The sequence below is a fragment of the Ruegeria sp. YTSB088 genome, from assembly GCF_059609825.1.
The window spans coordinates 175700-200285 of sequence record NZ_JBXWMM010000009.1; the positions used below are offsets into that span (position 1 = coordinate 175700).

23 protein-coding genes are annotated in these 24586 nt (G+C 53.8%); 11 read left to right on the forward strand and 12 right to left on the reverse strand.

Translation table 11 applies throughout. The annotated features are described in order from the left end of the window. Positions 1-6 precede the first annotated feature (6 nt). Positions 7-783, reverse strand: coding sequence for a CmcJ/NvfI family oxidoreductase (locus AC2FFA_RS15830; RefSeq protein WP_496852347.1), 777 nt, complete (start codon positions 781-783; stop codon positions 7-9). Positions 784-890: 107 nt separating this feature from the next. Between AC2FFA_RS15830 and AC2FFA_RS15835 the strand changes: the two genes are divergently transcribed. Continuing rightward, a complete protein-coding gene (locus AC2FFA_RS15835; protein WP_496852348.1) occupies positions 891-1802 on the forward strand; it encodes a LysR family transcriptional regulator in 912 nt (303 codons plus the stop codon). A 384-nt stretch (positions 1803-2186) separates the two neighbouring features. On the opposite strand, the gene AC2FFA_RS15840 is transcribed toward AC2FFA_RS15835, so the two are convergent. Beyond that, entirely contained in the window at positions 2187-3197 is a 1011-nt protein-coding gene (locus AC2FFA_RS15840) for a LacI family DNA-binding transcriptional regulator (protein WP_496852349.1), read from the reverse strand. 211 nt (positions 3198-3408) lie between these two features. Between AC2FFA_RS15840 and AC2FFA_RS15845 the strand changes: the two genes are divergently transcribed. From AC2FFA_RS15845 to AC2FFA_RS15870, 6 genes are all read left to right on the forward strand, one after another. Further along, on the forward strand, positions 3409-4677 hold the full coding sequence (locus AC2FFA_RS15845) for an ABC transporter substrate-binding protein (protein WP_117871519.1): 1269 nt from the start codon (positions 3409-3411) through the stop codon (positions 4675-4677). Positions 4678-4753: 76 nt separating this feature from the next. Next, on the forward strand, positions 4754-5599 hold the full coding sequence (locus AC2FFA_RS15850; protein WP_496677405.1) for a carbohydrate ABC transporter permease: 846 nt from the start codon (positions 4754-4756) through the stop codon (positions 5597-5599). Continuing rightward, positions 5596-6432: a carbohydrate ABC transporter permease gene (locus AC2FFA_RS15855; protein WP_117871523.1), complete on the forward strand. Its 837-nt coding sequence runs from the start codon at positions 5596-5598 to the stop codon at positions 6430-6432. Before AC2FFA_RS15850 ends, AC2FFA_RS15855 begins: the two co-directional genes overlap by 4 nt. 23 nt (positions 6433-6455) lie before the next feature. Continuing rightward, on the forward strand, positions 6456-7496 hold the full coding sequence (locus AC2FFA_RS15860; protein ID WP_117871525.1) for an ABC transporter ATP-binding protein: 1041 nt from the start codon (positions 6456-6458) through the stop codon (positions 7494-7496). A gap of 12 nt (positions 7497-7508) precedes the next feature. Beyond that, positions 7509-8786 carry an amylo-alpha-1,6-glucosidase gene (locus tag AC2FFA_RS15865; protein WP_496852350.1) on the forward strand — a complete coding sequence of 426 codons (1278 nt, stop codon included), beginning with the start codon at positions 7509-7511 and terminating at the stop codon, positions 8784-8786. Next, positions 8783-9469 carry a D-lyxose/D-mannose family sugar isomerase gene (locus AC2FFA_RS15870; protein WP_496852351.1) on the forward strand — a complete coding sequence of 229 codons (687 nt, stop codon included), beginning with the start codon at positions 8783-8785 and terminating at the stop codon, positions 9467-9469. Before AC2FFA_RS15865 ends, AC2FFA_RS15870 begins: the two co-directional genes overlap by 4 nt. A gap of 362 nt (positions 9470-9831) precedes the next feature. On the opposite strand, the gene AC2FFA_RS15875 is transcribed toward AC2FFA_RS15870, so the two are convergent. Together AC2FFA_RS15875 and AC2FFA_RS15880 are read right to left on the reverse strand one after the other, a co-directional pair. Next, positions 9832-10938: an alkene reductase gene (locus tag AC2FFA_RS15875; RefSeq protein ID WP_496852352.1), complete on the reverse strand. Its 1107-nt coding sequence runs from the start codon at positions 10936-10938 to the stop codon at positions 9832-9834. A 122-nt stretch (positions 10939-11060) separates the two neighbouring features. Beyond that, complete coding sequence (locus AC2FFA_RS15880; RefSeq protein WP_496852353.1) at positions 11061-11795, reverse strand: TetR/AcrR family transcriptional regulator; 735 nt, start codon at positions 11793-11795, stop codon at positions 11061-11063. 431 nt (positions 11796-12226) lie between these two features. Between AC2FFA_RS15880 and AC2FFA_RS15885 the strand changes: the two genes are divergently transcribed. Then, positions 12227-12646: a hypothetical protein gene (locus tag AC2FFA_RS15885; protein ID WP_496852354.1), complete on the forward strand. Its 420-nt coding sequence runs from the start codon at positions 12227-12229 to the stop codon at positions 12644-12646. A gap of 329 nt (positions 12647-12975) precedes the next feature. Here the strand turns inward: AC2FFA_RS15885 and AC2FFA_RS15890 are convergent, their stop codons facing one another. Continuing rightward, complete coding sequence (locus AC2FFA_RS15890) at positions 12976-13746, reverse strand: lysophospholipid acyltransferase family protein (RefSeq protein WP_496686149.1); 771 nt, start codon at positions 13744-13746, stop codon at positions 12976-12978. A 545-nt stretch (positions 13747-14291) separates the two neighbouring features. On the opposite strand from AC2FFA_RS15890, the gene AC2FFA_RS15895 reads away from it, so the two are divergent. Next, positions 14292-16394 carry an alkyl/aryl-sulfatase gene (locus AC2FFA_RS15895; protein ID WP_496852355.1) on the forward strand — a complete coding sequence of 701 codons (2103 nt, stop codon included), beginning with the start codon at positions 14292-14294 and terminating at the stop codon, positions 16392-16394. Between the two features lie 171 nt (positions 16395-16565). Here AC2FFA_RS15895 and AC2FFA_RS15900 read toward each other — a convergent pair whose 3' ends face one another. The 4 genes from AC2FFA_RS15900 to AC2FFA_RS15915 all read right to left on the reverse strand — a co-directional run bounded on the left by AC2FFA_RS15900 (position 16566) and on the right by AC2FFA_RS15915 (position 19997). Continuing rightward, on the reverse strand, positions 16566-17492 hold the full coding sequence (locus tag AC2FFA_RS15900) for a DMT family transporter (protein WP_496852356.1): 927 nt from the start codon (positions 17490-17492) through the stop codon (positions 16566-16568). 625 nt (positions 17493-18117) lie between these two features. Continuing rightward, the gene (locus AC2FFA_RS15905) at positions 18118-18654 is read right to left on the reverse strand and encodes a hypothetical protein (RefSeq protein WP_496677391.1); all 537 of its coding nucleotides are present in this window, start codon (positions 18652-18654) and stop codon (positions 18118-18120) included. Further along, complete coding sequence (locus AC2FFA_RS15910; protein WP_496852357.1) at positions 18638-19408, reverse strand: hypothetical protein; 771 nt, start codon at positions 19406-19408, stop codon at positions 18638-18640. The genes AC2FFA_RS15905 and AC2FFA_RS15910 overlap by 17 nt, the downstream gene beginning before the upstream one ends. Positions 19409-19481: 73 nt before the next feature. Next, on the reverse strand, positions 19482-19997 hold the full coding sequence (locus AC2FFA_RS15915; RefSeq protein WP_299900044.1) for a DUF805 domain-containing protein: 516 nt from the start codon (positions 19995-19997) through the stop codon (positions 19482-19484). A gap of 568 nt (positions 19998-20565) precedes the next feature. On the opposite strand from AC2FFA_RS15915, the gene AC2FFA_RS15920 reads away from it, so the two are divergent. Continuing rightward, the gene (locus AC2FFA_RS15920; RefSeq protein WP_117872929.1) at positions 20566-20865 is read left to right on the forward strand and encodes a hypothetical protein; all 300 of its coding nucleotides are present in this window, start codon (positions 20566-20568) and stop codon (positions 20863-20865) included. 217 nt (positions 20866-21082) lie between these two features. Here the strand turns inward: AC2FFA_RS15920 and AC2FFA_RS15925 are convergent, their stop codons facing one another. Continuing rightward, positions 21083-21769: an SdiA-regulated/phytase-like domain-containing protein gene (locus AC2FFA_RS15925; protein WP_496852358.1), complete on the reverse strand. Its 687-nt coding sequence runs from the start codon at positions 21767-21769 to the stop codon at positions 21083-21085. Positions 21770-22143: 374 nt separating this feature from the next. Between AC2FFA_RS15925 and AC2FFA_RS15930 the strand changes: the two genes are divergently transcribed. Beyond that, positions 22144-23676 carry a phospholipase D family protein gene (locus AC2FFA_RS15930; RefSeq protein ID WP_496852359.1) on the forward strand — a complete coding sequence of 511 codons (1533 nt, stop codon included), beginning with the start codon at positions 22144-22146 and terminating at the stop codon, positions 23674-23676. 104 nt (positions 23677-23780) lie between these two features. On the opposite strand, the gene AC2FFA_RS15935 is transcribed toward AC2FFA_RS15930, so the two are convergent. Together AC2FFA_RS15935 and AC2FFA_RS15940 are read right to left on the reverse strand one after the other, a co-directional pair. Then, entirely contained in the window at positions 23781-24281 is a 501-nt protein-coding gene (locus AC2FFA_RS15935; RefSeq protein ID WP_496852360.1) for a CIA30 family protein, read from the reverse strand. 65 nt (positions 24282-24346) lie between these two features. Next, a partial coding sequence (locus AC2FFA_RS15940; RefSeq protein WP_496852361.1) for a TspO/MBR family protein occupies positions 24347-24586 on the reverse strand: 240 nt, incomplete at its 5' end.

Below are 24586 nucleotides of genomic sequence, written 5' to 3' on the forward strand. Positions count from 1 at the left end.
ACCCCATTAGTAGCGCACCAAGGTGCGACTCTCGATGCTTTTGCGAATGGTGGAGATGCTTGGATCTTCGACCATATCGAGCGCGCTATGCGCAATCGAAGGTAGTCCTTGATTGTCATAGATGTTGAAAATCGCGACCTCATCCGGCGCCATCTTGGATTGATAGATCCATTCATGCTTGGGGTTTCCCACCAGCCCCATGATTTGCCCTTTGCGGTCAGGATAGATCAGATCCAGCAGGATCCAGTCAGACGCGTCAACCGATGACGGGCGAACAAAGCCAAGCGGCGCTGAATTGATCGGATGCTCCACGGGACGCCACACATTAATAAATGCATAGTGACCTTGCGCCCATTCCGATGCGACATCGGCACCCAACAGGTCGACAAGCCGCTGTTCGGCTCCGTCCTTGCTGTAGTCACTGTGAACGTTGCGCGCAGGTTTGCGCGTCGCACTCGGGTCATCTGTCCGAACCGTATGGTCAAAAACCACAACCTCGCGCGCGCCCAGCCTGTCCGACAGCATCGCTGTCAACTCAGCATCGTATATCGATTTCCATGCGGCACCAGCAAAGCCCCGAACCTGCGTTTCCAGCGTCGTGAATTCAACAGCATCAGACGCAAATGTAACGGAGTTGGCCGCTGCGCGGGCGTCCTCCAGTGCAACAGCCGTGGAGGCTAGTTTGGGGGAAACCAGGTTTCCAGCAATCCCGCCGGCATCCAGTTCAAAAGCTTGCCGGTGCGGCTTGTGAACGTGGTAGTTGACTGTGGCTGTTCGCGTCATATGCGCCTCCTTCCTATGCTGTGTTGCATCGATGGAAGGGATTTAACGTCAATCCAATTGCATATAAACTGCTCATTGATGGAATGATAATTCGGGTTTGCGATATAATGGGGCTTGATACAGATGCGCTGCGATTGTTTGTCAAGGCAGCAGAAATGCTGAACATAAGCGCGGCAGGACGCGCATTGGGTATGGCCCCGGCCGTGTCCAGCGCAAAACTCGCGAAGTTGGAGCAGAGCCTGGGTTCCGAACTGTTACATCGCACAACACGCAAAGTGTCGTTGTCGGTCGAAGGTGCTGACTTCCTGCCCTTCGCACGCGAGATCATCGCACAAGAAGAGGCCGCGCTTGCTGCTCTGGGCAAGCAGACAACAACCATAAAGGGCACGTTGCGCTTTGCTGCGCCAAGCAGTTTTGCACAGCTCTACATCGCGCCAATCCTTCCTGAGTTTCTTAAACAGCATCCCGATCTCACAATCGATCTGCGTCTGTCGGATGTGCAGTTCGACCTGATCGAGGGAAGCTATGATCTAGCACTCAGGAACGCGCCGCTTTTCGACACCAGCTTAAAAGGTCGAAAGCTGGCCGTTGACCGCCGTATTCTATGCGCCGCGCCGCATTATCTCGATGAATACGGCACGCCCAAGACGCCTGACGATCTGAAAACCCACCATCTGATAGCTTTCCAAAACCGCCAACCGCGGCCATTGACAGGACCGGCGGGCAAGAACGCCATTTTCGATCCCGCATCAGCCAAAGGCCAATTGATTATCGATGACGGTCAAAGCCAGGTCCGCGCCACGCTGGCCGGAGCCGGTATTTCCTTGAACGCTCTATGGAGCGTGCATGACCAACTGAAGTCAGGTCGTTTGATACGGGTTCTTCCAAACTTTGAGGCCAGTGAAGACAATGTCTTGTGGCTGATCTATCCCAAGTCCAACGTGCTGTCCCCAAAAGTGCGGGTGTTTATTGATTTTTTGATCGCAGAGATTGGCGCAAAGCCACCTTGGGAAACGTAAGCTCAAATAAAGCTTAGCGCGCTGTCAGACATCCTGACGTCAATGCCAGGGACCAGGCGTTGAGCGGGCATGCCTTGTCCAGTCCAAATGTCTGGTTTGGTGTCCTCATTGCGGTCGTCGCCGAACGGAGGTTCGATTAGCAGATTACCGCACCATTAGATGATTGACCACATCACAACAACCACTAACACCGCTGAACCGGATTTATGTGAAGCTATCTCTGGTTGAGTGGTCAGCTCATCAGCGGACCCAACGCACCTTCACTTGACTCGCCCGATAGAAGCCGTTGTTCGTGTATGCAGAAAACGTCAGCGATGAGCCCAAAGTGTCAAATATCGCATGGTAGTGCAATAAACGCCTGCGACAGCAACTGAGATATACACTTTAGTGGTCAGGGGCTGCTCCTGATGTTCCTCGAATTGTCAGGGTCGCAGAATACTCGAAATGACAGACTGGCAGATCGGGTGTTCGCATCCGGTTCAGAAGGATCTCGGCCAACCGCTTGCCTAACTTCTTCGGGTCGATCGCCATGGTTGTTAGGCCGGGCGTCGAGACGGCCGCATCCTCGATGTCATCAAAACCCACCACCGAAAAATCATGCCCTGGTTTACAACCGGACCGGATCAATCCGAAGCAGGCGCCAAGCGCCACAACGTCTCCGTTGCAAACAATACCCGTCACCTCGGGGTGTTGGTGACGGAGTGCGGCAATAGCGTCAACGCCAGCACTCTTATTCTCATCGCATGGCCAGACAATTGGCTGCACGTCATCCATCTGCTTTAAAGTGCCAAGGTAACCGGCAATGCGTTCTTCACGCACGGACGATTGCTCGGTGCCGCCAAAATAGGCGATGTGCTTGTGCCCTAAATCAATCAAGTGCTGCGTGGCTTGTGCGAGGGCTTCGGTATTAAGAATGCCGACATGGTCGAAAGACTGCGACACCTTTCGCATGAATGTCACAGCGGGAACACCGTGAGCATTCAGAAGCTCCATAGATACTTCGCTTGTGTCTAGTGCCGGAACCCAGATCAAACCACGTCGGCCAAATCTGATGCAGGCTTCCAGAAGGCGGTCCTGACGTTGAAGATCGCCTTGCGCATCGAGGATCGACACCATGAACCCTTCGGTTTCGAGCAAGTCGACGGCGCCACTCACAACCTCTGCGTTAAACGGGTTGGCCAATTTGTTAAGGATAAAACCGATTTCGCGATTGTCACCTGATCGCATTGTGGCCGCCGCTTGATTTGGGACGTAGCGCAGACGCTTGGCTGCGCTCAGGACTTTCTGACGTGTCTTCTCTGAAATTCGGCCGGTGTCACGCATAACCTGGCTGACGGTTGGAACCGACACGCCCGCTTCTTTGGCAACGCTGGATAAGGTGGGTTTTTTCGTCATGGGTCACAGTTTAGATATAACGTTTGCCTAAAATCGCAAGTGGTTTTGCAAATGGCAAGCAAATTATAGCAAAAGCTTGGCGGCAACAGGCTTGACTCAAGATACAACGATATACCATATTAACTGCATTCGCCCGCGGACTGACCCAAAGGTGTCGGCGAGGGAGAGAGGTTGTCGGGTTTCGGTCAGCCTCAGACATAGGGAGGAAATCATGTCGATTCATCTGAAACTGTCGGTTGCCGTGTCCGGTGTTGCCATGCTTGCTGGCGCTGCTGCCGTGCAAGCTGAAACTCTGTTCTGGTCGACCCAGGCCCGGCCCGCCGAAGAAGCGCAGGCTATGCGAACCGAGGTTCTTGGTGGCTTCGAGGGCGGGGTTGACTACCAACCGAACGAAGATGGCCCCTGGCTGACTCGCTTGCAAGCCGAGCTGCAAGCCGACTCAGGCAGCATCGACTTGCTGGGCTCCTTGCATGGCAACTTCTCGGCGATGAATCCTGATGACCTGATGGACCTTAGCGAACTTGGCGTCATGTCGGCGTCGGGCACTTTCAATGATCTCGCTAAGCTGGGTACTGACAGCTTGCAATATATGCCGTGGATGCAAGCGAGTTACATCATGGCCGCAAACACGGAAGCACTGCAATACCTGCCTGAAGGTGCGGATATTGATGCACTGACCTATGACCAGTTGATTGCGTGGGCGGCGAACGTTGAAGAAGCGACGGGTCAGAAGAAATTCGGATTTCCGGCAGGTCCCAAGGGTCTGAAACACCGCTTTTTCCAAGGTTATCTTTACCCGTCCTACACCAACGGTGTTGTGCGGACCTTTGCTTCGCCCGAGGCTGTGACGGCATGGGAAAAGTTCAAAGAGCTGTGGAGCCATACGAACCCTGCCTCGACCAACTTTTCATTCATGCAGGAACAGCTGTTGAACGGGGATGCTTGGATCGTCTTTGACCACACGTCGCGTTTGGCGCAGGCATTCAATGAACGCCCAGATGATTTCGTTGCCTTCCCAGCACCTGCAGGCCCAACTGGCCGTGGCTTCATGCCCGTTCTGGCAGGTGTTGCCATCCCACGCACCGCGCCGGATGCCGAAGGTGCCAAAGCTTTGGTGACTTATCTGATGCAGCCTGAGACACAGATCGCGACCCTGAAGGCAACAAACTTCTTCCCTGTGGTTGATGTTGAGCTGCCCGCCGATTTACCGCCTTCGGTCAAAGCTGCCGGCGAAGCGGTTGCCAAGATGAGCAGCTCGGCTGACGCAAATCCCGGCCTGTTGCCTGCAGGTCTGGGTAGCATGGGCGGAGACTTCAACCGTGTATATGTGGATGCGTTCGAACGCATTGTTTTGGCTGGTCAACCCATTGAGCAGGTTCTGGAAGATCAAAAGAAACAGCTGGAAAAGATCATGAACGAAACCGGCGCGCCTTGCTGGGCACCAGATGCGCCTTCGGAAGGTGCCTGCCCCGTCGAATAAAACCTTCCATGACTGCCGGGCCGCAGAAGCTGTGGCCCGGTTCCCCAGCATAATCCCAACTTAAAGGAGCGGTCCGATGGAAGCGCGGCTATTGCCTTACTTTCTGATCCTCCCGGTGACGCTGTTTCTCTGCCTGTTTTTCCTCTACCCGTTTGCGCTGGTGGCGCAGCAGGCTTTTGGAACAGGAGACGGCTTTTCACTGGATAACTTTCGCGAGGTTGTGAGCTACTGGAAGTTCCCGATCTCGATGAAAAACACCTTTCTTCTGGCCGCGGCCGTGGTACCGATCCAGCTGGCGCTGTCACTTCTGATGGCCACGATGGTCACGAAGATGCAAAAGGGCCGCGATCTGGTTCTGTACATCTGGACCATTCCTTTGGGGATTTCTGACCTTGCAGCCGGTATCATCTGGCTGGCGATCTTCGAGCAGTCGGGTTTTCTGAACTCGATGATGGTCGGGCTTGGTGTCACTGACCAACCTGTAAGTTTGCTGAGTTATCAAACGCCGTGGGTAGTGTTCCTGGCGATTATGCTTGCTGAGATTTGGCGCGCAACTGCGATCATGCTTGTGATCCTTGTGGCGGGCATTGGCCTGATCCCCAAGGAATACTACGAAGCTGCGGAAGTGTTTGGCGCCTCGCGCTGGAAACAGTTCACCCGGATCACTTTGCCGCTTCTGCGTCCATCGCTGCAAACGGCCTTGGTCCTGCGCGTCATCCTGGCCTTCGAGGTCTTCGCCGTGGTTGCAGCTCTTGGGGGCACGATCTTCCCAGTGCTTATGGGTGAGATCTACGCCTATCAGTTTGACTTGCAAAATGGTGGGGCAGCAGCAGCGCTGGCAATCATCGTTCTGATTATCTCGATCGTGTTTACGCTAATCATCATGCGCGCTCTGCGCGTCCCGAAAGGAGCGACGATATGACGGCTGTAGCAGACGTTGTGGCCCCTGACGCCCGCAAGGCGGGAAGGGGGCTCTACCGAGCTGGCGTGATCCTGCTGTGCGCCTGGGTGATTATTCCGCTCTACCTACTGTTCGTGAATACGATGTCCTCACCAGACACCGTGAATAGCTTCCCCAAGAGCTTCATACCGGAGTTTAATATGGGATCCCTGGAATTCTTTATGGGGTTCCAGGGGATGCTGAGGGCGCTGTGGAACTCGGTTGTGGTGGCTTTGATGACGATGGTGATGTCCATCGCCATAGGCGCCCCCGCGGGCTACGCGCTATCGCGGTTCGACTTCCGAGGGAAAGAACTGTTCCGACTTCTGATCCTGCTGACACGGGCCTTCCCGCTTCCGCTTTTGGCACTACCCTTGGCAGTTCTCTTCATCCGCACGGGCTTGGATGATACGGCTTTTGGTCTGGCGCTAGTTCACACTACGTTGGCGATCCCCTTCGCGGTGCTCATCACCTTTTCGCTCTTCTCGGGTATCCCGCTTGAGCTCGAAGAAGCAGCCTGGACATTGGGCTGCACACGGCTGACCGCATTCACCAAGGTGATCCTGCCTCTGGTGCTACCAGGGATTACAGCCTCGGCGATTTTCGCCTTTGTGATCTCGTGGAACGAAGTATTCGCGGCTGCCGTGCTGACTATCGAGAACCGGACGCTTCCCGCGTTCCTATTGCAGACATTGGGCGAAGCTCCGTTGCACCTGAAATTCGCAGGCGGCTTCATTCTCGTGGTGCCTGCGCTGATCTTCATCTTCGCCGTGCGCAAATATCTCTTTGCGATGTGGGGCATCGCCAACCGCTGAGCGGGGGCTGAAAGGAAACTGAAATGGCTGAAATACAGATCAAAAACGTTGCCAAGAATTTTGGGTCTTATCAGGCTCTGCACGATATCAACCTGACCATCGCAGACCAGGAATTTATGGTCCTTTTGGGCGCCTCGGGCTGCGGTAAATCCACGCTTCTGCGCATCATTGCAGGGCTTGAGACAGCGACGACCGGTGAGGTCTGGATCGGTGGGCGTCGCGTAGATCACCTTTCTCCCAAAGATCGGGGCATCTCGATGGTGTTCCAGAACTATGCGGTGTTTCCGCACCTGACCGTGTTCGAGAACATTGGCTTTGGTCTTCGGATGCAAAAACTGCCCGATGATGAGGTCAAACGTCGGGTCGAACGAACCGCTGGGCTGATGCATATCGAACAGCTTCTAAAGCGCTATTCGGGTGAGTTGTCAGGCGGTCAACGCCAACGGGTCGCTGTCGCCCGCGCGTTGGCAATGGAGCCGGACGTGATCCTGATGGATGAGCCGCTGTCGAACCTTGACGCGCTGTTGCGGATGGAAATGCGCGCCGAGCTGAAGGGTGTTCTGGCCGAAAGCAAGACCACTGCCATCTATGTGACACACGATCAGGTCGAAGCCATGTCCATGGCCGATCGGATCAGCGTTATGCATCAGGGCAAGATTGTTCAGGCAGCCTCGCCCATCGAAGTTTACAGGGATCCAGCGGCCGAGTTCGTGGCCAGTTTCATCGGCAACCCCCCGATGAATTTCCTCCCCGCTGAAGCTGCGGGCTCTGGTCGTTGGACTGTTGCCGGGCAGAACTTCGATGGGCCGGCAAATGGCAAGGACCTGAAATGGGCCATTCGCCCGGAAGATTTGCGTGTTGCTGATCAGGGTTTTGGAGCGCGAGCCAAGGTTGTGGAACCGCTTGGCGCGCATTTGTTGGTGACTTGTGATGTCGAAGGTCACCAGTTCCGCGCTGTGCTGGATAGCGAACTCCACGTGAAACCCGGTGACGTACTTACGTTAGCGCCGCAAGAAGGCCGGGGACGCTGGTTCGACCCCGAAACCACCTTGGCTGTCGCGTAAAGGAGAAACAAGATGAGCCAAGCGTTGATCGATCAGGCACGCAAGGTCATGGAGAACAATGACCGGGGCACCTACACAGTGCCCACCCATGGCCTCTATCCCTTCCAGTGGAACTGGGATAGCGCCTTGTCCGCACTTGGCTTTTCGCATTTCAACATGGAGCGGGCCTGGGTCGAGGTCGAGACTCTTATGGCCCATCAGTGGGTCGACGGTATGGTGCCGCATATCATTTTTCACGAACCTGATGATGGGTATTTCCCTGGTCCTGACGTTTGGCAAACTGGACGCGTATTGCCGACGACTGGAATCACCCAGCCAGCGGTTGTGGGCTTTGCTTTAAGCAAGCTTTACGATCGGGCGGAAGACAAGGCCGCAGCCCGCGTGCGGCTGGCCAAGCTCCTGCCCAAAGTCCACGCGTGGCATCAGTGGTTCTATCGCAACCGCGATCCGAACGGCACGGGGCTGGTTGCGATCATCCACCCTTGGGAATCTGGTCGAGACAACTCGGTGGATTGGGATGAAGGGCTGGACGCGGTGCCGATCGAGGGGGTCGCGCCATTTACGCGGCGCGATACGACACACGCCAACCCAGATCACCGCCCGTCGGACGAGCAATACAAGTGTTATATCTGGTTGGTCGAGTACTTCCGAGGACTTGGATGGGATAATGCGAAGCTCCACGATGCCTCGCCCTTTTGCCTCGTTGACCCAGGATTTAACGGCATCCTGATACGGTCCTGTGACCAAGTTGCGGATTTGGCGGAAATCTTGTGCGATACGTCAATCGCTTCTGAAGCGCGTGAGATGGCCGCAAATGGCCGCGCGGCGCTGGAAAGCCTCTGGAACCCGGCGCTTGGGCAATACACGTGTTACAACCGTGCCGCTGGTCGCCTGCAAGACACACCAACGATTGGTGGGTTGCTCGCGGCAATTGCTGATGTACCTCATGGCCGTGCTGATGCGCTCGCACGAAGGATCGCTTTATTGGGCGAGCGTTGCGGCTATCTGGTGCCCAGTCACGACCCGGCAGATGGCGCTTTTGATAGCCTGCGCTACTGGCGCGGGCCCACATGGTTAATCGTAAATTATTTGATTGCCGAAGGTCTAAGTCGGTCTGGGCAGAGGGAAATGGCGCAACGGATCCTCGCCGACAGCCTAAAGCTTATTCAGAAAAGCGGCTTTGCGGAGTATTATGACCCGATAAGCGGCGAGCCTTGTGGCGGCAGTAGCTTTACGTGGACCGCAGCCATGGTAATCGAAATCCTCAAAACCAAAAGAGTGCCGGCATGAAGCGCTCGCGCATCAATGAAATCATGGCCCAAGCAGATGAGATGATCCGCTCTCACGGGTTCACGTTGCCGCCCTTTGCCTATTGGACACCCGAGGAGTTTAAAGCCCGTAAAAGTGATGCCCGTCACGTCATTGATGCAAGGTGCGGATGGGACATCACCGATTACGGTGACGGTGATTTTGACAAGATGGGCCTGTTCCTCTTTACCCTGCGCAACGGGTTGCAGAGTGATTTGGCCAAGGGCGGCGGCATGTGCTACGCCGAGAAGCTATTGATTTCGAGGCGGGACCAGCTATCGCCAATGCACACGCATGTTCTGAAAGCTGAGGATATCATCAACCGCGGTGGCGCAATTCTGGTGGTCGAGCTTTTTGGCTCAGACGACGCGGGTGGATTCGCAGAGGATCGCGGCGGTGTGGTCTGGCTGGACGGCATCCGACATTATTGCCAACCGGGCGAGAAGTTGCGCCTGGCACCGGGTGAAAGCGTTACCCTGCGTCCTGGTGATTGGCACGCGTTCTGGGGCGAAGGAGGGGATGTGTTGATCGGTGAGGTCTCAACGGTCAACGATGACGAGACCGACAATATCTTTCGTGAACCCATCGGCCGCTTTGCCGAGGTTGAGGAGGATGTTGCTCCGACACATCTGTTGGTCAGCGACTATTCCAAATGGCTGGGTTGATCGAAGAAACCAGTGGTGGATTCTTGGCAGACCTGTCGCAAACTTTGATCCCCATAGCCGCGTTCAGGCAGTCATCCTTCATTGAATAATTTGGCAATGTTGTATGGACCTCATCTGGCCGTTCTCTACATTGTGCCTCAACTCGCAGAGTATAACCCAAGCGGACCTTCACCCAACATCTCGCAGCGGCGGCTTGGTGCTGACGTCAGGCAATTCATGCCACTACGTGGGTTCACGCCTTTGGTTATGACCTTTCCCCGCTTCAAGAGTGGATATTGCCGTAACCGCTAGGTGAGCGCGTCCGATCCGGCGCGCTCACTTTGCTTGGTATTGCCTATCACCATGGAGTTAACAACGATGTACTACTCCGCGGCGATCGCTTCCTCTTCCAGCGACTGGTAATCGGTGTACCCTTTTTCGTTCCCGCCGTAGAGAGTACTTGGATCGAGCTCATTCAGCGCGACGTCTTTCTCCAGCCGGTTGACAAGATCCGGGTTGGAAATGAACGGCCGGCCAAAGGCCACCAGATCGACGGCGCCGGTATCAACCGCTTCAATCGCCATGTCTCGGTCGTAAGCGTTGTTGCCCATTTTCGCACCGTCAAACAATTCATAGAGCGCCTTCAGATCGCCACCTTCCGGAATATCGCGCGGGCCGCCGGTCTGTCCCTCCACAAGATGAAGATAGGCCAGCCCAAAGCCATTCAGCAATTTGACCGCATGGGTGAATGTCGCCTGCGGGTCGCTGTCGGAGATGTTGTTGGCGTACGAGAATGGGCTGAGGCGGACACCGACGCGGTCGGCGCCCCAGACATCGACAACCACGTCCATGACCTCTTTCAGGAACCGTGCTCTATTCTCGACTGGACCGCCATATTCGTCTTCACGCTTGTTGGATTCGTCCCGCAGAAATTGATCGATAAGGTATCCGTTGGCTGCGTGGACCTCGACACCGTCGAAACCGGCCTCTTTGGCGTTTTCTGCGGCCCTCCGGTAGTCGGCAACGATGCCAGATATTTCATCGATGGTCAGAGCCCGCGGTTCAGATGTTTCAACAAACTGCTCACCATCAAACGTCTTGGCCTTAGCGCCAATTGCGGATGGTGCAACAGGGGCGCCACCATCGTGCTGTATACTGGTATGCGAAATCCGGCCCACATGCCAAAGCTGGATTACGATCTTCCCGTCCTTGGCATGGACGGCCTTAGTCACTTTTTTCCAGCCGTCGATCTGTGCTTCTGAATAAATGCCGGGCGTCCAGGCATAGCCTTTTCCTTGGGGCGAAATTTGCGATGCTTCCGTGATGATCAGACCAGCACCTGCCCGCTGCGCGTAGTACTTGGCCTGCAATTCATGGACGCTGTCATCCTCGGCTCTTGCCCGGTTGCGGGTCAGTGGCGCCATGACAATGCGGTTTTTCAGCTCGATTGCACCAGCTTTGATGCCGGAGAACAGTTTTTCATCAGCCATTGCTGCTTCCTTCTTTGGTAAACTTCGTTCAGATATTATTGGACTAATTGGTCCAATATTAGGGTCACTGTCTCTTGTTTGAGTTTGTGTTAGGTTTCATTTCCTTGTGGTGGCGGGGGGCCTTATGGCGAAATCACCATCCGGGCTTGTTTCAGGGTTTGCGATATCTGCTCATCGGGAACGCCCGCCTTGCGCAAGGCTAGCGTGCCAATTGCAAGGGAGGCAAAGGCGCGTGCCTTGTCGAGTACCTGTCCCGGATCCGAAGGCTCAAGCGCTCCCGCAATAATCTCGTCAATACTCTCCAAATGCTGTCGCCCGAGAGCCGCCACTTCATCATCATGAGGAGCAAGCTCCGTAAGGCAATTGATCAGCATACAGCCGTCACGACCACCTTGTGGGTTCGCCAAAGCTTCCATTATCGCACCAACGGGGTCATTTCCGCCCGCATCTGCAACGTCACGCAGATTTTTTAAACCACGCCTTGAATAGTGGCTGAGGGCTTTGTGAAACAAAGCCTGCTTGTTGCCGAACGCTCCATAGAAGCTGGACCGGCTCAAACCCATGGCCTTGGTCAGATCATCCACAGATGCGGTCTCGTAGCCCTTGTGCCAAAAAACGCACAAGGCTTTCTCCAAAGCCTCAGCTTCGTCAAAGGCGCGAGGCCTACCCGGGCCTGCGGGTGATTTGATGTCGCCATTTGGGAGAGTTTTTTTGCTCATGCGTATGATTTGGAATGATTGGTCCAGAAATTCAAGGTGGCGGTAGGAAATTTTTGGAATGGTCAGTCCGTATTGTGACCAGAGAAAGGAATTTAGGTCGGTAGAAATACAAAACCTCCCCATCACGCTTGGTGTCACGCTAATCTTAGGATCAGGACTGTTTGTCTTTTTGCGGGAGTGTCAGACGAGGAGGATCGTGATCGTAGAAAAGAGAGCCCGCGCTCGGTACTAGTTTCCAACACTGGACAGAATGATTGGCGGCTTGGTCCAACGCGTTGATGTTGATCACTAACAAACCAGAGATTGGTTCGGTAGATTCATGGCCAATGCCCTCAGCTTGTGAGGATTAATACTCCAATGAGTAACAAAGCCAAGAATTCAGAACTGGTTTTACGAGCATCAGAACGGCGGGTCATCGTAAGCAAACCAACAATAATTTCAGCGCACTAGGTAAAAAAACGAGGTTAGCTGAAGTTTAATTTGCCCAATGTGAACTTCTTAACTTTGGTTAGAACGGTTTTTTGGCAGTATCGTTTCATGAGTTGTTAGTGAGTTCAGTGAGTAAGTAGATGTATTTGCATAATTTCGAGGGGCATTGTTGCGCGGTCAATGACATCCGGATGGATGATTTTGCGCGTGAGTATCCGTTGCTGGACGATGTAGGCGTGCACGCACAATGGCAGAAGGGCTCCTGGCAGATCACGCGGATAGCCGACATCTGGACACGAACCGGGAAGGTGCTTTCCTTGCCTTACAATGGGGCCAACGCCTATCCATCTTTCCAGTTTGCTGAGGATGGAACCCCGCTTCCTTTGATGGAAAAAGTGTTGAAAGCCCTGCCACGTGAAATGACCCCGTGGCAATGCGCGTTCTGGTTAACCTCACCCAAACTGGAACTCGGAGGGGAAAGCCCGGCAAATCGCATTCAGATCGGCGATGATTGCATAGTCGGTATCGCAGGCGATGCTGGTGGTCTGATGGCAGCTTAGTGTTAGCTTTTGATCACTCATACATCGTACAACATCTGGCAAATTCGTGTCTTCCCTGCTTTTTCTGCCAGCGGCAAGAATAGCGAGATCAGGGCACTTAAATGTCCATTCTCTTCTGAAAGTTCAGAGACAATACCAAGCAGCCCATCCATAAATAGGAATGGCCAAGAGCATACTGAAATGCGGGTACTAACTAGGTTTTCGCATATCGATGCCCGTTGGAGAAAACCCCACCGACAAGTACAACTGCTCCGCAAATCTGTTATCTGCCGCTACGCGTAGCCGAAACTCAACAAACTCGGTTTCTGCATATTTCTGTCAAACAGACTTCACCGCTCAAACACAGCCATCATCTGCCTGCGCAATCGCGCCAGATCCTCATCCACACTAGCGGCAGGATCGCACGCGAATGTTGGCAATGCCTCCACACGGATCGTCCCGCTGCGCGGTAAATGTTTGCCGCGTGGAAGTAGACTATCGCTGTCATGGATGACAATGGGGGTGATCGTGCGGCCGGTTTCTCGGGCGACTAAGACAGCACCCGCTTTAAAGTCCCCAAGCGACTCTGTTTTGGATCGGGTGCCTTCTGGGAATAGCACGATGGAACAGCGGGCAGGCATTTCCCTGACAGCCTTTATCAGCGTATCCATGGCCGTTGAGCCGGAGTCTCGGTTGATAGGGACGAGACCCGCTCCATCAAAACCAGTGCGCAGGAGTTTGCTGTTCCAGAACTCTGACTTCGCCGCGAAAGTGAACCATTTGGTGTCGGGCACCACGTGCATGAGACTGAAGCCATCGAGATGGCTACGGTGGTTGACCACGATGATGCTGTTGGTGTCGGCGGCGAGGGCATTCTTTTCCTCAGGACGCATCTCGACGCGGATGCTGAGGAGCCACAGCAGGCGTGAACATGACCGTTTCACCAGGCGCCAATACCAACCCCGAAACCCTCTGCGCCGAACGCAAAGAAGAGGGGCAAAGGCCACGAAGAGGAAATAAAACAGGCCGATAAGAACCAGTATAGCGCGCTTGATAAGGCGTATCGGCAAAGGGTCGATGGCGCGAGTGGCGTTGTCTTGACGGTCAGGTGAAAGGGGCATGACGTCCTCTGAATAGGCCTGTGGCATGTTTGTAAGCCGTGAATAAAGGCCACCGGAGATCCTCCGGCAGCGCTTTGAAATGCGCCACTTGCGAAGGAAGACAGCCACCGCACACCTCTCTATCTGTCGAAGCCAGTCCCAGATCAATGAGAAAAGACGACGTAGGGGAGTGTATCTTGGTGCTTCAGTGTGACTTGAGTGCCAACTGACCGGCCTTGGCATAAAATATCAGTAATAGCCCTTACCAGACATAGCCGAGTGATCTGGTAGCTGCGAGTGCACAAGGCTGCTTACAGCACTTTGCCGACCTTGACCCCTTGGTGCCCGTCAATTGTCTGAGTGAAATGACCGAATGTCGGCTGCGAGCCCAAAGCGGTCTTTTAACTTAGGCATCGCCTGCGCAGGCGAGTGTTACATTTCTACTATTTTCGCTTTGTTCTGGATCACTACCCCGGCTCAGAATTTAACTAGAGTCATGATATGCTGGAATCATGATATGTTGGAATCTTGATATTTTGGAGATCTATAAGAGGGGAGAAGATCAAATGGCCACCAGACGTGATGTATTAAAAGCGCTTCCAACAGTCGGAACAGCATTTGCAGTTTCCGGAAGCGTTTTGCTGGATGAAGCTGCAGCCCAGACTCAGGAAGCGGCACCGCTTGAGGGACATTTCCACCCAAAGGGCAAGGCACCGTCCCAACATACGCTGAAGGTATTGGACGAGGCCCGCCGAACCCTGCCGTTTTCCGACACGGAAGATTTTGAAGAGCAGCAGCGCGGCCTGATTGCCGAAATGCCTGACAAGAAGATCATGGCCGACGCGGGCCACGTCGCTTGGGACAAGGAACGTTTTGACTTCCTGAACACCGACACTGACTTCGACAGTATTCACCCTTCGATGCAGCGTATTTCGCGCCTGAACCAGAACTACGGTTTGTACGAAGTGATCCCCGGCATCTACCAAGTGCGCGGTTTTGACCTGTCTGATGTGTCATTTGTTCGGGGCAAGACGGGCTGGATCGTGATTGACCCGCTGGTGTCAGCAGAGCCTGCGCGTGCAGCACTCAAATTGCTCCGCGAACATGTTGGCGGCGATCTTCCGGTGACCGCAGTGATATACTCACACAGCCACGGCGACCATTGGGGCGGTGTGCGCGGCGTCGTCAACGAGGAAGATGTGCGAGCCGGGAAAGTCGAAATCATCGCGCCGCGCGATTTCATGGAACACACGATTTCAGAGAACGTGTATGCCGGTAACGCTATGAACCGGCGCCTGTTTTACCAATATGGCTTGCTCCTGCCTGCAAGCCCGCACGGCTATGCTGGTCAGGGTCTCGGTCAAGGTGTCTCCTCTGGTCAGGTCGGCCTCATCGCGCCGACACGCGTTGTCGAAGACGATATCGAGGAGTTCGAGGTCGACGGTGTTCGTATGATCTTTCAGAACACGCCGGGCACCGAAGCTCCGTCTAACATGAACACCTATTTGCCGGACATGAAAGCGCTCTGGATGGCGGAGAATGTCACTGCGACGGTTCATAACATATACACGTTGCGCGGTGCGCCTGTGCGGGATCCGCTACGTTGGTCGAAATACATCTCGAGGGCGCTGCACCTTTATGGGGAAGAGGCGGAGGTGATGTTCTATTCGCACCATTGGCCGCGTTGGGGAAATGATCGTATTCAGTCCATCCTGCGCGACCAACGCGACGTTTACGCCAACTTGAACAATCAGGTCCTGCATTTTGTGAACAAGGGAGTGACGATCAATCAGATTCACAACGTTTATGAGTTTCCCAAGGGGCTGCAGGATAAATGGCATTGCCGCGGCTACCATGGATCTGCAGCCCACAACAGCCGGGGCGTCGTGCAGCGCTATATCGGGTTTTGGGATTGTAACCCCGCAACCCTGATCCCGCACTCACCGGAGGACAGCGCGCCGCTCTATGTCGAGATGATGGGCGGTTCGGACGCGATCATCGCTCGTGGAGCCGACTTGCATGACAAAGGCGACTACATGCTGGCGACAGAAATCCTGAACAAACTGGTTCAAGCTGAACCTCGCAACATGGCGGCCCGGAATTTGCTCGCAGATGTGTATGAGCAACTGGGCTATCAACAGGAAAACCCGGGGCTGAGAAATTCCTTCTTGTCCGGTGCCTTTGAACTACGGTCTGGCATTCCCGAGGGTGACATACCGGATACATCCAGCCCGGACGTGATCCGCGCCATGTCGACAGAATTGTTCCTGAATTTCCTCGCGATCAAGATGGACGGCCGCAAGGTCGAGGGGCATGAGTTCACCATGAATCTCCTAACTCCAGACAATGGCGAGAAATTCCTCGTCGAATTGCGCAACGGCACTCTGACAAATGTCGAAGGGTTTGTCTCTGATGCTCCAGATGTAACACTCACGATCAACCGCTCGGATTTGGAGCCGGTCATGGCTGGGGAGAAGTCGCTGGATGCCCAGATCGCGGACGGCGCTGCAACGCTCGATGGAGACCCGACAATCTTGGGCGTACTGGCGCAGGCGATGGTCGATTTCGATCCCTTCTTCGAAGTTCTTCCAGGCACACGTGATCCACATCATGTCGAAGCACATTCCGACGCCTTTGAAGCCGTGACAGGGCTACCCGCCATCGAGTAAATGTTTGAAGGGTCAATTGAGAACAAAGTATAGGCGGCAAAACCGCCTGTGCCACTCCCGCATTCTCGCAAGACACCAAATGTCCGCTTCGTCCGCTAGGCCGACCTTGATGTCGTCTGAACGGACCCGATGAACAACTGAAACCGTCAGATGACCGGTTCGAGCCCAGTACTACCGCCTTGGTGATTTTGCGAGTACGGTAGATACGGTGCGCGTCTTCTTACTTCTTGTGATCGCGATTGCGCCCAGCACTAAGGCACATGCCAAAGCTTGAGGTAAAGAGATGGCTTCGCCAAAGGCAAGATATCCCACGGCAAACATCGTGGGTAATTCGATGCTTCCGACGACCGCAGTTTGGGAAGCCCCAATAACAGGTGAGCAAATCGTGTAGATAAGCTGGGGCACGAAAGCGGTAACCAGACCAATACCAACAATGAAAAGCCAATCGGATTGTTCCCTTGGGAGAAGCTCTCCAACCTCAGCTCCAAGGATGAGCGGCGCGAGGCCCAGTACAGACCCCAGAGAAACTGACGCGATACGTGCCAACGGTGCAATCCGTGACAACCTGTGTACCAGTACGCAAATTCCGAAGCCAAACCCAAATGGGGCGGCAAGGGATAGCAGCAGCGTTGGTAGGTTTTCCGCAGCCACTGACGCAGGCGAGCCAGCAATGACAGCTGCCACCACAATCAGACCAGCGGCCAACATGGCGCGTCGCGTGGGTGCATCGCCAAACACTGCCCAAGCAATACCTAAGGTGAACACCGGATAGGTCATGTAAAGCACACCCACTGTCGATGCGGGCAGCTTCTCCAGCGCCGTTACATATCCGATCCAACCAAGCCCCATTACGGCTCCGGCGGAGAGACCCCAAGTGATCTCTCGCCATTCTTTTCGGTGCACAATGAGAACAGGAAGCAGAAGAAGAGCCGCAACAATATAGCGGTAGAATGCGACCGCATAGGGTGCAACACCCTGTTCGGTCAGGCTGCGGCTGAAGTAGGGAACCAGCCCGAAACAGATTGAAGCAAAGAGAACACCAATACCCGCAAATGCGTAAGGTATGGGCGTTCGATTTCGCGCAGATGTCGTGGCCATAATCTGGAGCTATCACGCATTTGCATCTTCGTCTTTAGAGATTCTACGAACGACTGCTTTGTCCCACATAGCTGCTGTCCAAGAAAAAAACATTGCATCTTAGATGAAAAGTCCGCTTCCTGTGCATTGCCGCCGTCACTGAGTCCTAGTGCTGCGCTAGCAGCGAAGGTCTGCTTGGTGGCTGACTCCACGAACTCTGATCCTTGCAGGAACGTCTGTTTTATCCGAGGTAGGATGACGGTGGAATGTTCGCATCGGGATGGGTGCCGTCATTTGTCGCGTTTGGCATCAACCCTGCTTCTTGAAAATACTCGTGATTGCCCTTGAGCTGGCACCAATCCAACCGTCAGATTGGTTCCAGACTTACAACGCAAAACTATGGGCAAACTACGCAAACCTATGGGGTGCGCGAAGTGTTATGCGCAAACCTACACCTGATGTAGGTGCGCACATAACACTGCGTTTTCGACATTGATTTCATTAAAGAAAATCTTGGAAGCTTGCCCATAACCTCTGTGCGGTATTTGCGCATAAATTTGCACAATTCGCCCAGAAGTTTGCATGCGACAGAGAACCCATCGAGCTAACGGCGTCCTCTGGCACATTTGCTACGCACATATGCAGTTTACTCCCAATCGCCAGCAGACGAGCGCCACGTCTTAGTTTCCGCATCCCAAACACTGGCTGTGACGCAAGGCGTCGGGTTTATTCCGTCGCAATTGGAGCCATGTATATCTGCGACAACAACTCGTTGACGCCCAAAGTCAACGACCGTCCAGCCTTTGTTGAGCAAGGAGTGCACCTCTTCGCCAACCCAAAAGTGCGACATGCATCCGCCAGTGCCGCAGTAAAGAGAAGCGGCGCTCGAACACGCAAAACCAGACTCATTCAGAACCCAGTCGCGTTGTAGATCTCCGTCAAGATCCACCCTTTCAACCGCGCCCCAATCTAAGCCAAACTTACCGTTGTTGAACTCTGTGCAGGCCTGTGCCGCCAGATCAACCTTCGCCCGCAAACCGGTTGGAAGTTGCGAAACGTCAGCCGCGAAAGCTGATGAGGTCCAAACTAGACCCGAACCCAGCACAATCGAGGAAACCAAGCATTTAAACTGGCTTACCAATTGGGAAATCGGTTGGAGGGGGGAATCAATTGCATTGATCATACCTATAGTCCCCGTATTCCAGCCAGTTTGCCGAGCCTTCGCTAAAAATCAGAAATTCGGACCTGTCTTCCCCAAGCAGGGCCACGACAAATCCGGTCGGCGGCTCAGAGTTTCCGAAGTAGCTGTAGGCCGTCATGGCTCTGATCGACTCGCCGTTAACCGTTACTCGCGCGTCCCACTCTCCGTCCGGGTTGTCCAAAATTACGGGTTCGATTACGCGTTTTATCGCTCCGCCACCACAATAGACGATGCCTTCGGGTGCTTCGTAGGAGGTCCCCTGGCTAGCATCTGAATCGCACGCGGAACGAAGGGACCGAATTGCCGCGCCGGAACCTTTCAAGTCAAAGATTCCATAGCTGATATCTTGATCAACCATCGACAGGTTTACCGATGCATTGGCCGCAAGTTGGTCTAGTACAAAACCATAGTCCTGCTGGCTATTGAAACTGATCTCGACGGGATAATTGTCAACGATCTGCAAAGCAGCGTTTTCAGCGCCAACCTGAAATGCGCCAACCTCGGTGTTGCCGTTTTTCAAAAAACGAATTGAAAGCCCTTGCTTCTCCACAATGTCCTGGCTGTCCTCGTATCCAGCCGGAGCAAAGCGGATACGGTTACACTGAAGTTCCAGCGTCATGTTTCCGGTCTGAATAAAGGCATTGGGGTTGGGCCCGGAACTGAACGACCACTCCGCTGATGCTGTGGTTGCCATTGCCATCATTAGAATTCCAATGGAAATCAGCTTGAAACTCATTTTCACTCTCCATGGTATTAGGACTCGTACTGTCTTTCAGCAGAGATTCCGGCCCGTTGCCTGGGCAACCTGGTCAGGAAACAGGTGCGCCGTATTCGTTTGCACCTTCTTGGGAAGGTCGTGTCAGCCACCAGATCATCAGGATGGACAGAACCAATTGAAGAATTGAGACAACAACAATACCGGTCACGCCCAAGACTGCCGCGGGTCCTCGCAATGCATCGGGGTTTTCCGTCCCTTGCTCCAATACCGAGAAGAACGCCACGCCACCCAGCATAACAAAAAGCGTTGTAATGCTGAGCGCCATCGGCAGCAGCAAATACCAGCCAGGTCGTCCTGTATCATGCAACCTCCGCCAACCTGCTGCGAGCATAGGTATGAGAACGGCCAGTTGAAAAACAGAGGACATGACGCGAGATCCTTGCCCAGTTTCTGGGTTGGTCCCGAATATGATAGTATCCAGCACAGCTAAAACGGCACTTACGAGAACCACAAACAAGAAGAACCACCAGTATTCTGAGCGTAAAGCCCGACCGGAGAACTGGAAGTATTTCGAGAAACACGTTTTAACTGCTTCACCAAATCTCATATTTCACTCCATTCTTACTTTCTTTGCGGCCTCAAACGCTTCGCCGCTCAGGAGAACGCACTCGCCCCTACGGATGCTCCCACTTACCTTATTGTTTGAAAGTAGAAGCCTATCGCATGAGAGCGTAAAGAATTTTACGCGCGGAAAAAATATTGATTTATGAAAAATTAGATTCAAACATGCGAATTCGACTCAACTTTATTTTACCTCCGTTGTTGTCGGTGTCGCCCGATTTATCGGGCCCTTCCGACTGCTAGAGTGAGTGCTGGCGGTCGGAAGGCCTTTAATAATGATCGAGCGTTGGGAGGACGCGATGCTTAGACTCAACGAACTAGCCCTCCCTCCAGAGTTCGCTCTAGCTTTTTGCAGTGACGCCATTCAGCCATCACGCGTTGTAGGCGGTCTCGGTAGTCAACGAAAAATCGTTCCGCCGACCAAGCCCTCCGCGGCAAGTTTTGGGCAAGACAGTCACAGGATCGAGGTATGTTCTATTGGCTGCACAGACGCGAGAGCTTCAAACAAGCGCATCCAATTTTACCAATTTCAAGGGAACCAAAGGGAGAAGAAAATGTCTAACAAGATAGTGATGATTGCAGGCGCGACATGTTTCGCACTGCTTGCGGCCTGCGACGACACGAGTACATCAAGCGCGTCCGCCGAGCTCACACCGGCTCAACAGGCATGTTTGCGAGATGTAGCCAACACGACGAACAATTCGCAAGTCGTGGTGCTCTCATCCGCGTTTAGCGAGGCGGGAACACAAGTCACTGTCGGCGTTGGCGAGGATCGTGCTCCTTGGAATTGCATAGCCTACAGTGATGGCGCGACAGCTGGTATCGAGTTCCTGGGCGACGAAGGCGCATTGTAACCTTTTTGCTGTGTAGCTGAAAGCGGCTGCGCAGCACTGGCTTGATCTGCTGAGGTTCGACTTGGTTTGTAGAAAACAGAATTAGCCAACGCAGCGCATAACTCAGAACTTGTGTTTGATGACCCCGTTTCCTCGCTTGATCATCGTTGGCGTACGAAGGTCGCCAAACACCTAGAACATCATGCAATCCGCGCCCGAGGCCAGCAACGTTGATCCTTCAGGCAAGGTGGGTGTGTAGTCGAACGTGACAATCTTCGCTCCGCTGTCGAACGCCACGAACAATTGGTTGGATCCAGGCCTTATGGCAATGCCTTCCGGGTCTGTTCCAAACTCCAACAAGCTTTGCTGGGGCAAGCAGCTGGCCATCAGCCGTGAACTCGTACAGGCTGTTTGACCCTTCCCAATCATCAACAATCAACATGTGGCCTGTGCGTGGATCAATCGCGATACCCTGTGCCTCACTCAAGGGAGGAGAGAGCTTCATTGTATCCAACCTCGCTGTCAAAGCATCCTCTGACGTGAACCACGACAACCGTTCGGGATCATCCTCTACGGTCACGATTTGTCTTTTGGCGTTGATCGCGATTCCTTCCGTGTCCACAAATCTACCTTCCAGTTCAAAGGGCGCTCCTAAAGGCTCGACGTCCTTTGTGACTCGTTGAAGGCTGCCAAGGCCATCTCCCAGCAACAAGTGATCCCGTTCAATAGCAATTGCTTTGATCCGGAAGAGATCGCTGGATATGCGTCTCAACTCATTGCCTTGCAATGTGACAAGAACTGCCTCGGGCCCCTCGTTCGCGATCCACAACCCACAAAAGGTTGGGTCGTAATCGAGACTTGCGGGTTGATTTAGCTCGTAGCGCCCGGTTTCGCTGAGCTGCAATGCCATGGCCGGGGAAAACACGGTGCAGATCAGTAAAGCTGTGGTCCTCGCAAACACTCAGGATGCTCCTAAAATTTGCACCAGAAGGGTGGGGCGGTATCGCGATAGGTCAATACAATGAGTACCTACACTCCATAAACCAGAGAGCATCACATTATCAGAACAGAGAGACTTAGAACGCGGAAACTGGTTGCGAACGGTTTGGTTCGACGCAATTGGGTTGTGCGAGAGTACGTTTGAACTGAGGTTGCGACAAATTCGCGAACCGACATCGTGGCGATTGTTGGATTTGCGAAATCAACACTAACAAACGAAACAACCTCAGGCTTCATAGAACAAACTTGCAATCGCGTGCTCCGGCGTAGTCACTTAGGACACAGGGTTGGAGGAAGCCGATGGCGAAATGGAAGTTCGTGATTTGTGTTTGTTGCGCGCTGGCTCTTGTCGCTTGCGCTCCAAAAACCCGCAAATATGAAAAGACCGTATCGGCTTCGCTGCCAGCGATTTCGGGCACAGCTCTGGGCCAGGCGGCCAATCGCCTTGGGGACCCCAAAGACGGTCGGTCAGGCGTCAAGCTGATCAGTGATGGCGAAGAAGCGCTCGTCTCAAGGCTGTTGTTGGCGGCTGCGGCCGAGCGAACGATAGACGCGCAATACTACCTTCTGCACAACGACCCAACGGGTCACCTCTTTGCAGCCAGTCTTTTGCAGGCAGCAGATCGGGGTGTTCGCGTCCGATTGTTGCTGGATGACATGGATACGTCCAGCTATGACGCGATGACAGCCGCATTGGACAATCATGAGAATATTGAAATCAGGCTGTTCAATCCGTTTTGGCGCGATCAGAGCCTATTGTTCGCGGGTCTGACAGACTTCAAACGCATCAATCGCAGAATGCACAACAAGTCCATGACGGCGGACAACGTGTTCACGATTGTGGGTGGGAGAAACATCGGCGCCGAGTATTTTCTGGCGCGGAAAGAAATGAACTATGCCGATCTGGATGTGCTGGCCGCAGGCCCTGTTGTACGCGAGGTGTCGCATAGCTTTGACGCTTACTGGAACAGCGAATTCGCCGTTCCGGCTCATGTGGTCGTTGGAGAACCTAAGGAATTTGACCTTGCTGATGCGCGAGTCCGGTTAAACGAACTGGTCGAGGAAGCGAAGCTAACCCAGTACGGAGCTGCCCTCAGAAAGTCAGCGCAAGAGAACTTCGCGGATGGAGCCCTGTCACTGGATTGGCTGCCTGCGAAGCTTTATGCTGATCCGCCCGCAAAAGCCGCGGGTCTCGAGAACTCAGGTCCCGTTCTGGCATCTCAATTGTTTCCGTACTTTGAGAATGCCAACAGTGAGGTGAACATCGTGTCCGCCTATTTCGTGCCGCGCAACAACGGTGTGAAATGGCTTACCGAACTTGAGAGCCGCGGTGTTAACGTGAAGGTCGTGACCAATTCGCTTGCGTCTAACGACGTCGCACCCGTTTACGCACACTACGCTAAAAAACGCCGAGCACTTTTACGCGGTGGAGTAGAACTCTATGAGTTGCGACCCGACGCCTATCAGGTCCAACGCCGGGGTATAAACTGGGCTCAATCAAGGTCAGGCCTACACTCCAAGGCATTTGCAGTTGATGACCGATACTTGTTCGTAGGGTCGTTCAACTGGGACCCACGATCTGTCAATATCAACACCGAGATGGGAATTTTGATTGACTCGCCAGCACTGACTGCACAGACCATGAGCGCTTTGGACGACGCTTTACCTGCATACACATATAAAGTAGCGCTCGAGCAAGATGGTCAGCTTAAATGGACGACAAAAAATGATGATGGCAACATCCTTGAATATCGATCCGAGCCGACAGGATCAACCTGGGATCACTTAGTTTCTGGTTTTCTAAGTGTTTTACCAATTGGGTCCCAGCTTTAGGTTTATTGGGAGAAACACTGACGGCTTTTCGCCCCACTTGGGGGCGCGACTACACTGAATGGGTTTTCACCCTAGTGTTTTTTAGCCCATCGCTTGGGCGACCTTCAGTAGAAATCAATCTCGCTGACGTCTACGCGGACCTCATGATCGCGCCCGTAGGCAACAACTCCAATTGACGTGATTTCGTCAGCGACGGGAATAGCGCGCAACATGACACCTGAAGCCTTAAAGCCTGACAGGGGTAAACTGATTTTGGTCCATTCTTCAGAAGTTGGAAACTCGGCCTGATAGTATTGCCATGGAAGCACTGTGCCACGTGTTCTGAGGTGAACGAAGTATTGCTCGCCGTTCCCTCGGACCAACAGTCTGACGCCTGATACACCCTCATCTGGCCGATCAGGCAACTTGCGTCGGAACTGGATGAAGCCTCCGTTGTTTTCTGTACTCACGGTTCCGGTCAGCCGCGCGAATGCAACATTACCTTCCGAACTAAACTGCACCTGCCCTGAAGAAACTCCGCCCATGACAGTGTCGGCAACGTAGTCCCAACGCGTCTCCGGAGACTTGGAGAAGTCTTCAGTTAAATTTCCATCAGCCTGAGCCATTGTGCATCCGATGATTACAAGACCTGAAACAAGCCCAGTGAAGTTGGCACGCATATCGTTCTTTCTCAGTTCAGTATCGCGATAGAAAAGTTCAAGGCCGTGGCAAATGCGACCCATGCAAAGTAAGGCAAGAAGGCCAGTGCGGAGACCCGATCCGAGTTCCTGACCCGAGCGATGAACACGACGATGACAATCAGCAACGCGAGAATGACCACAAGGGCAAACCATGGCAGTTGCAGTACAAAAAAGGTTGGGGACCACAAAAAGTTCAGAGCCATCTGTGCCCACCACAGCTTCATGGCAGC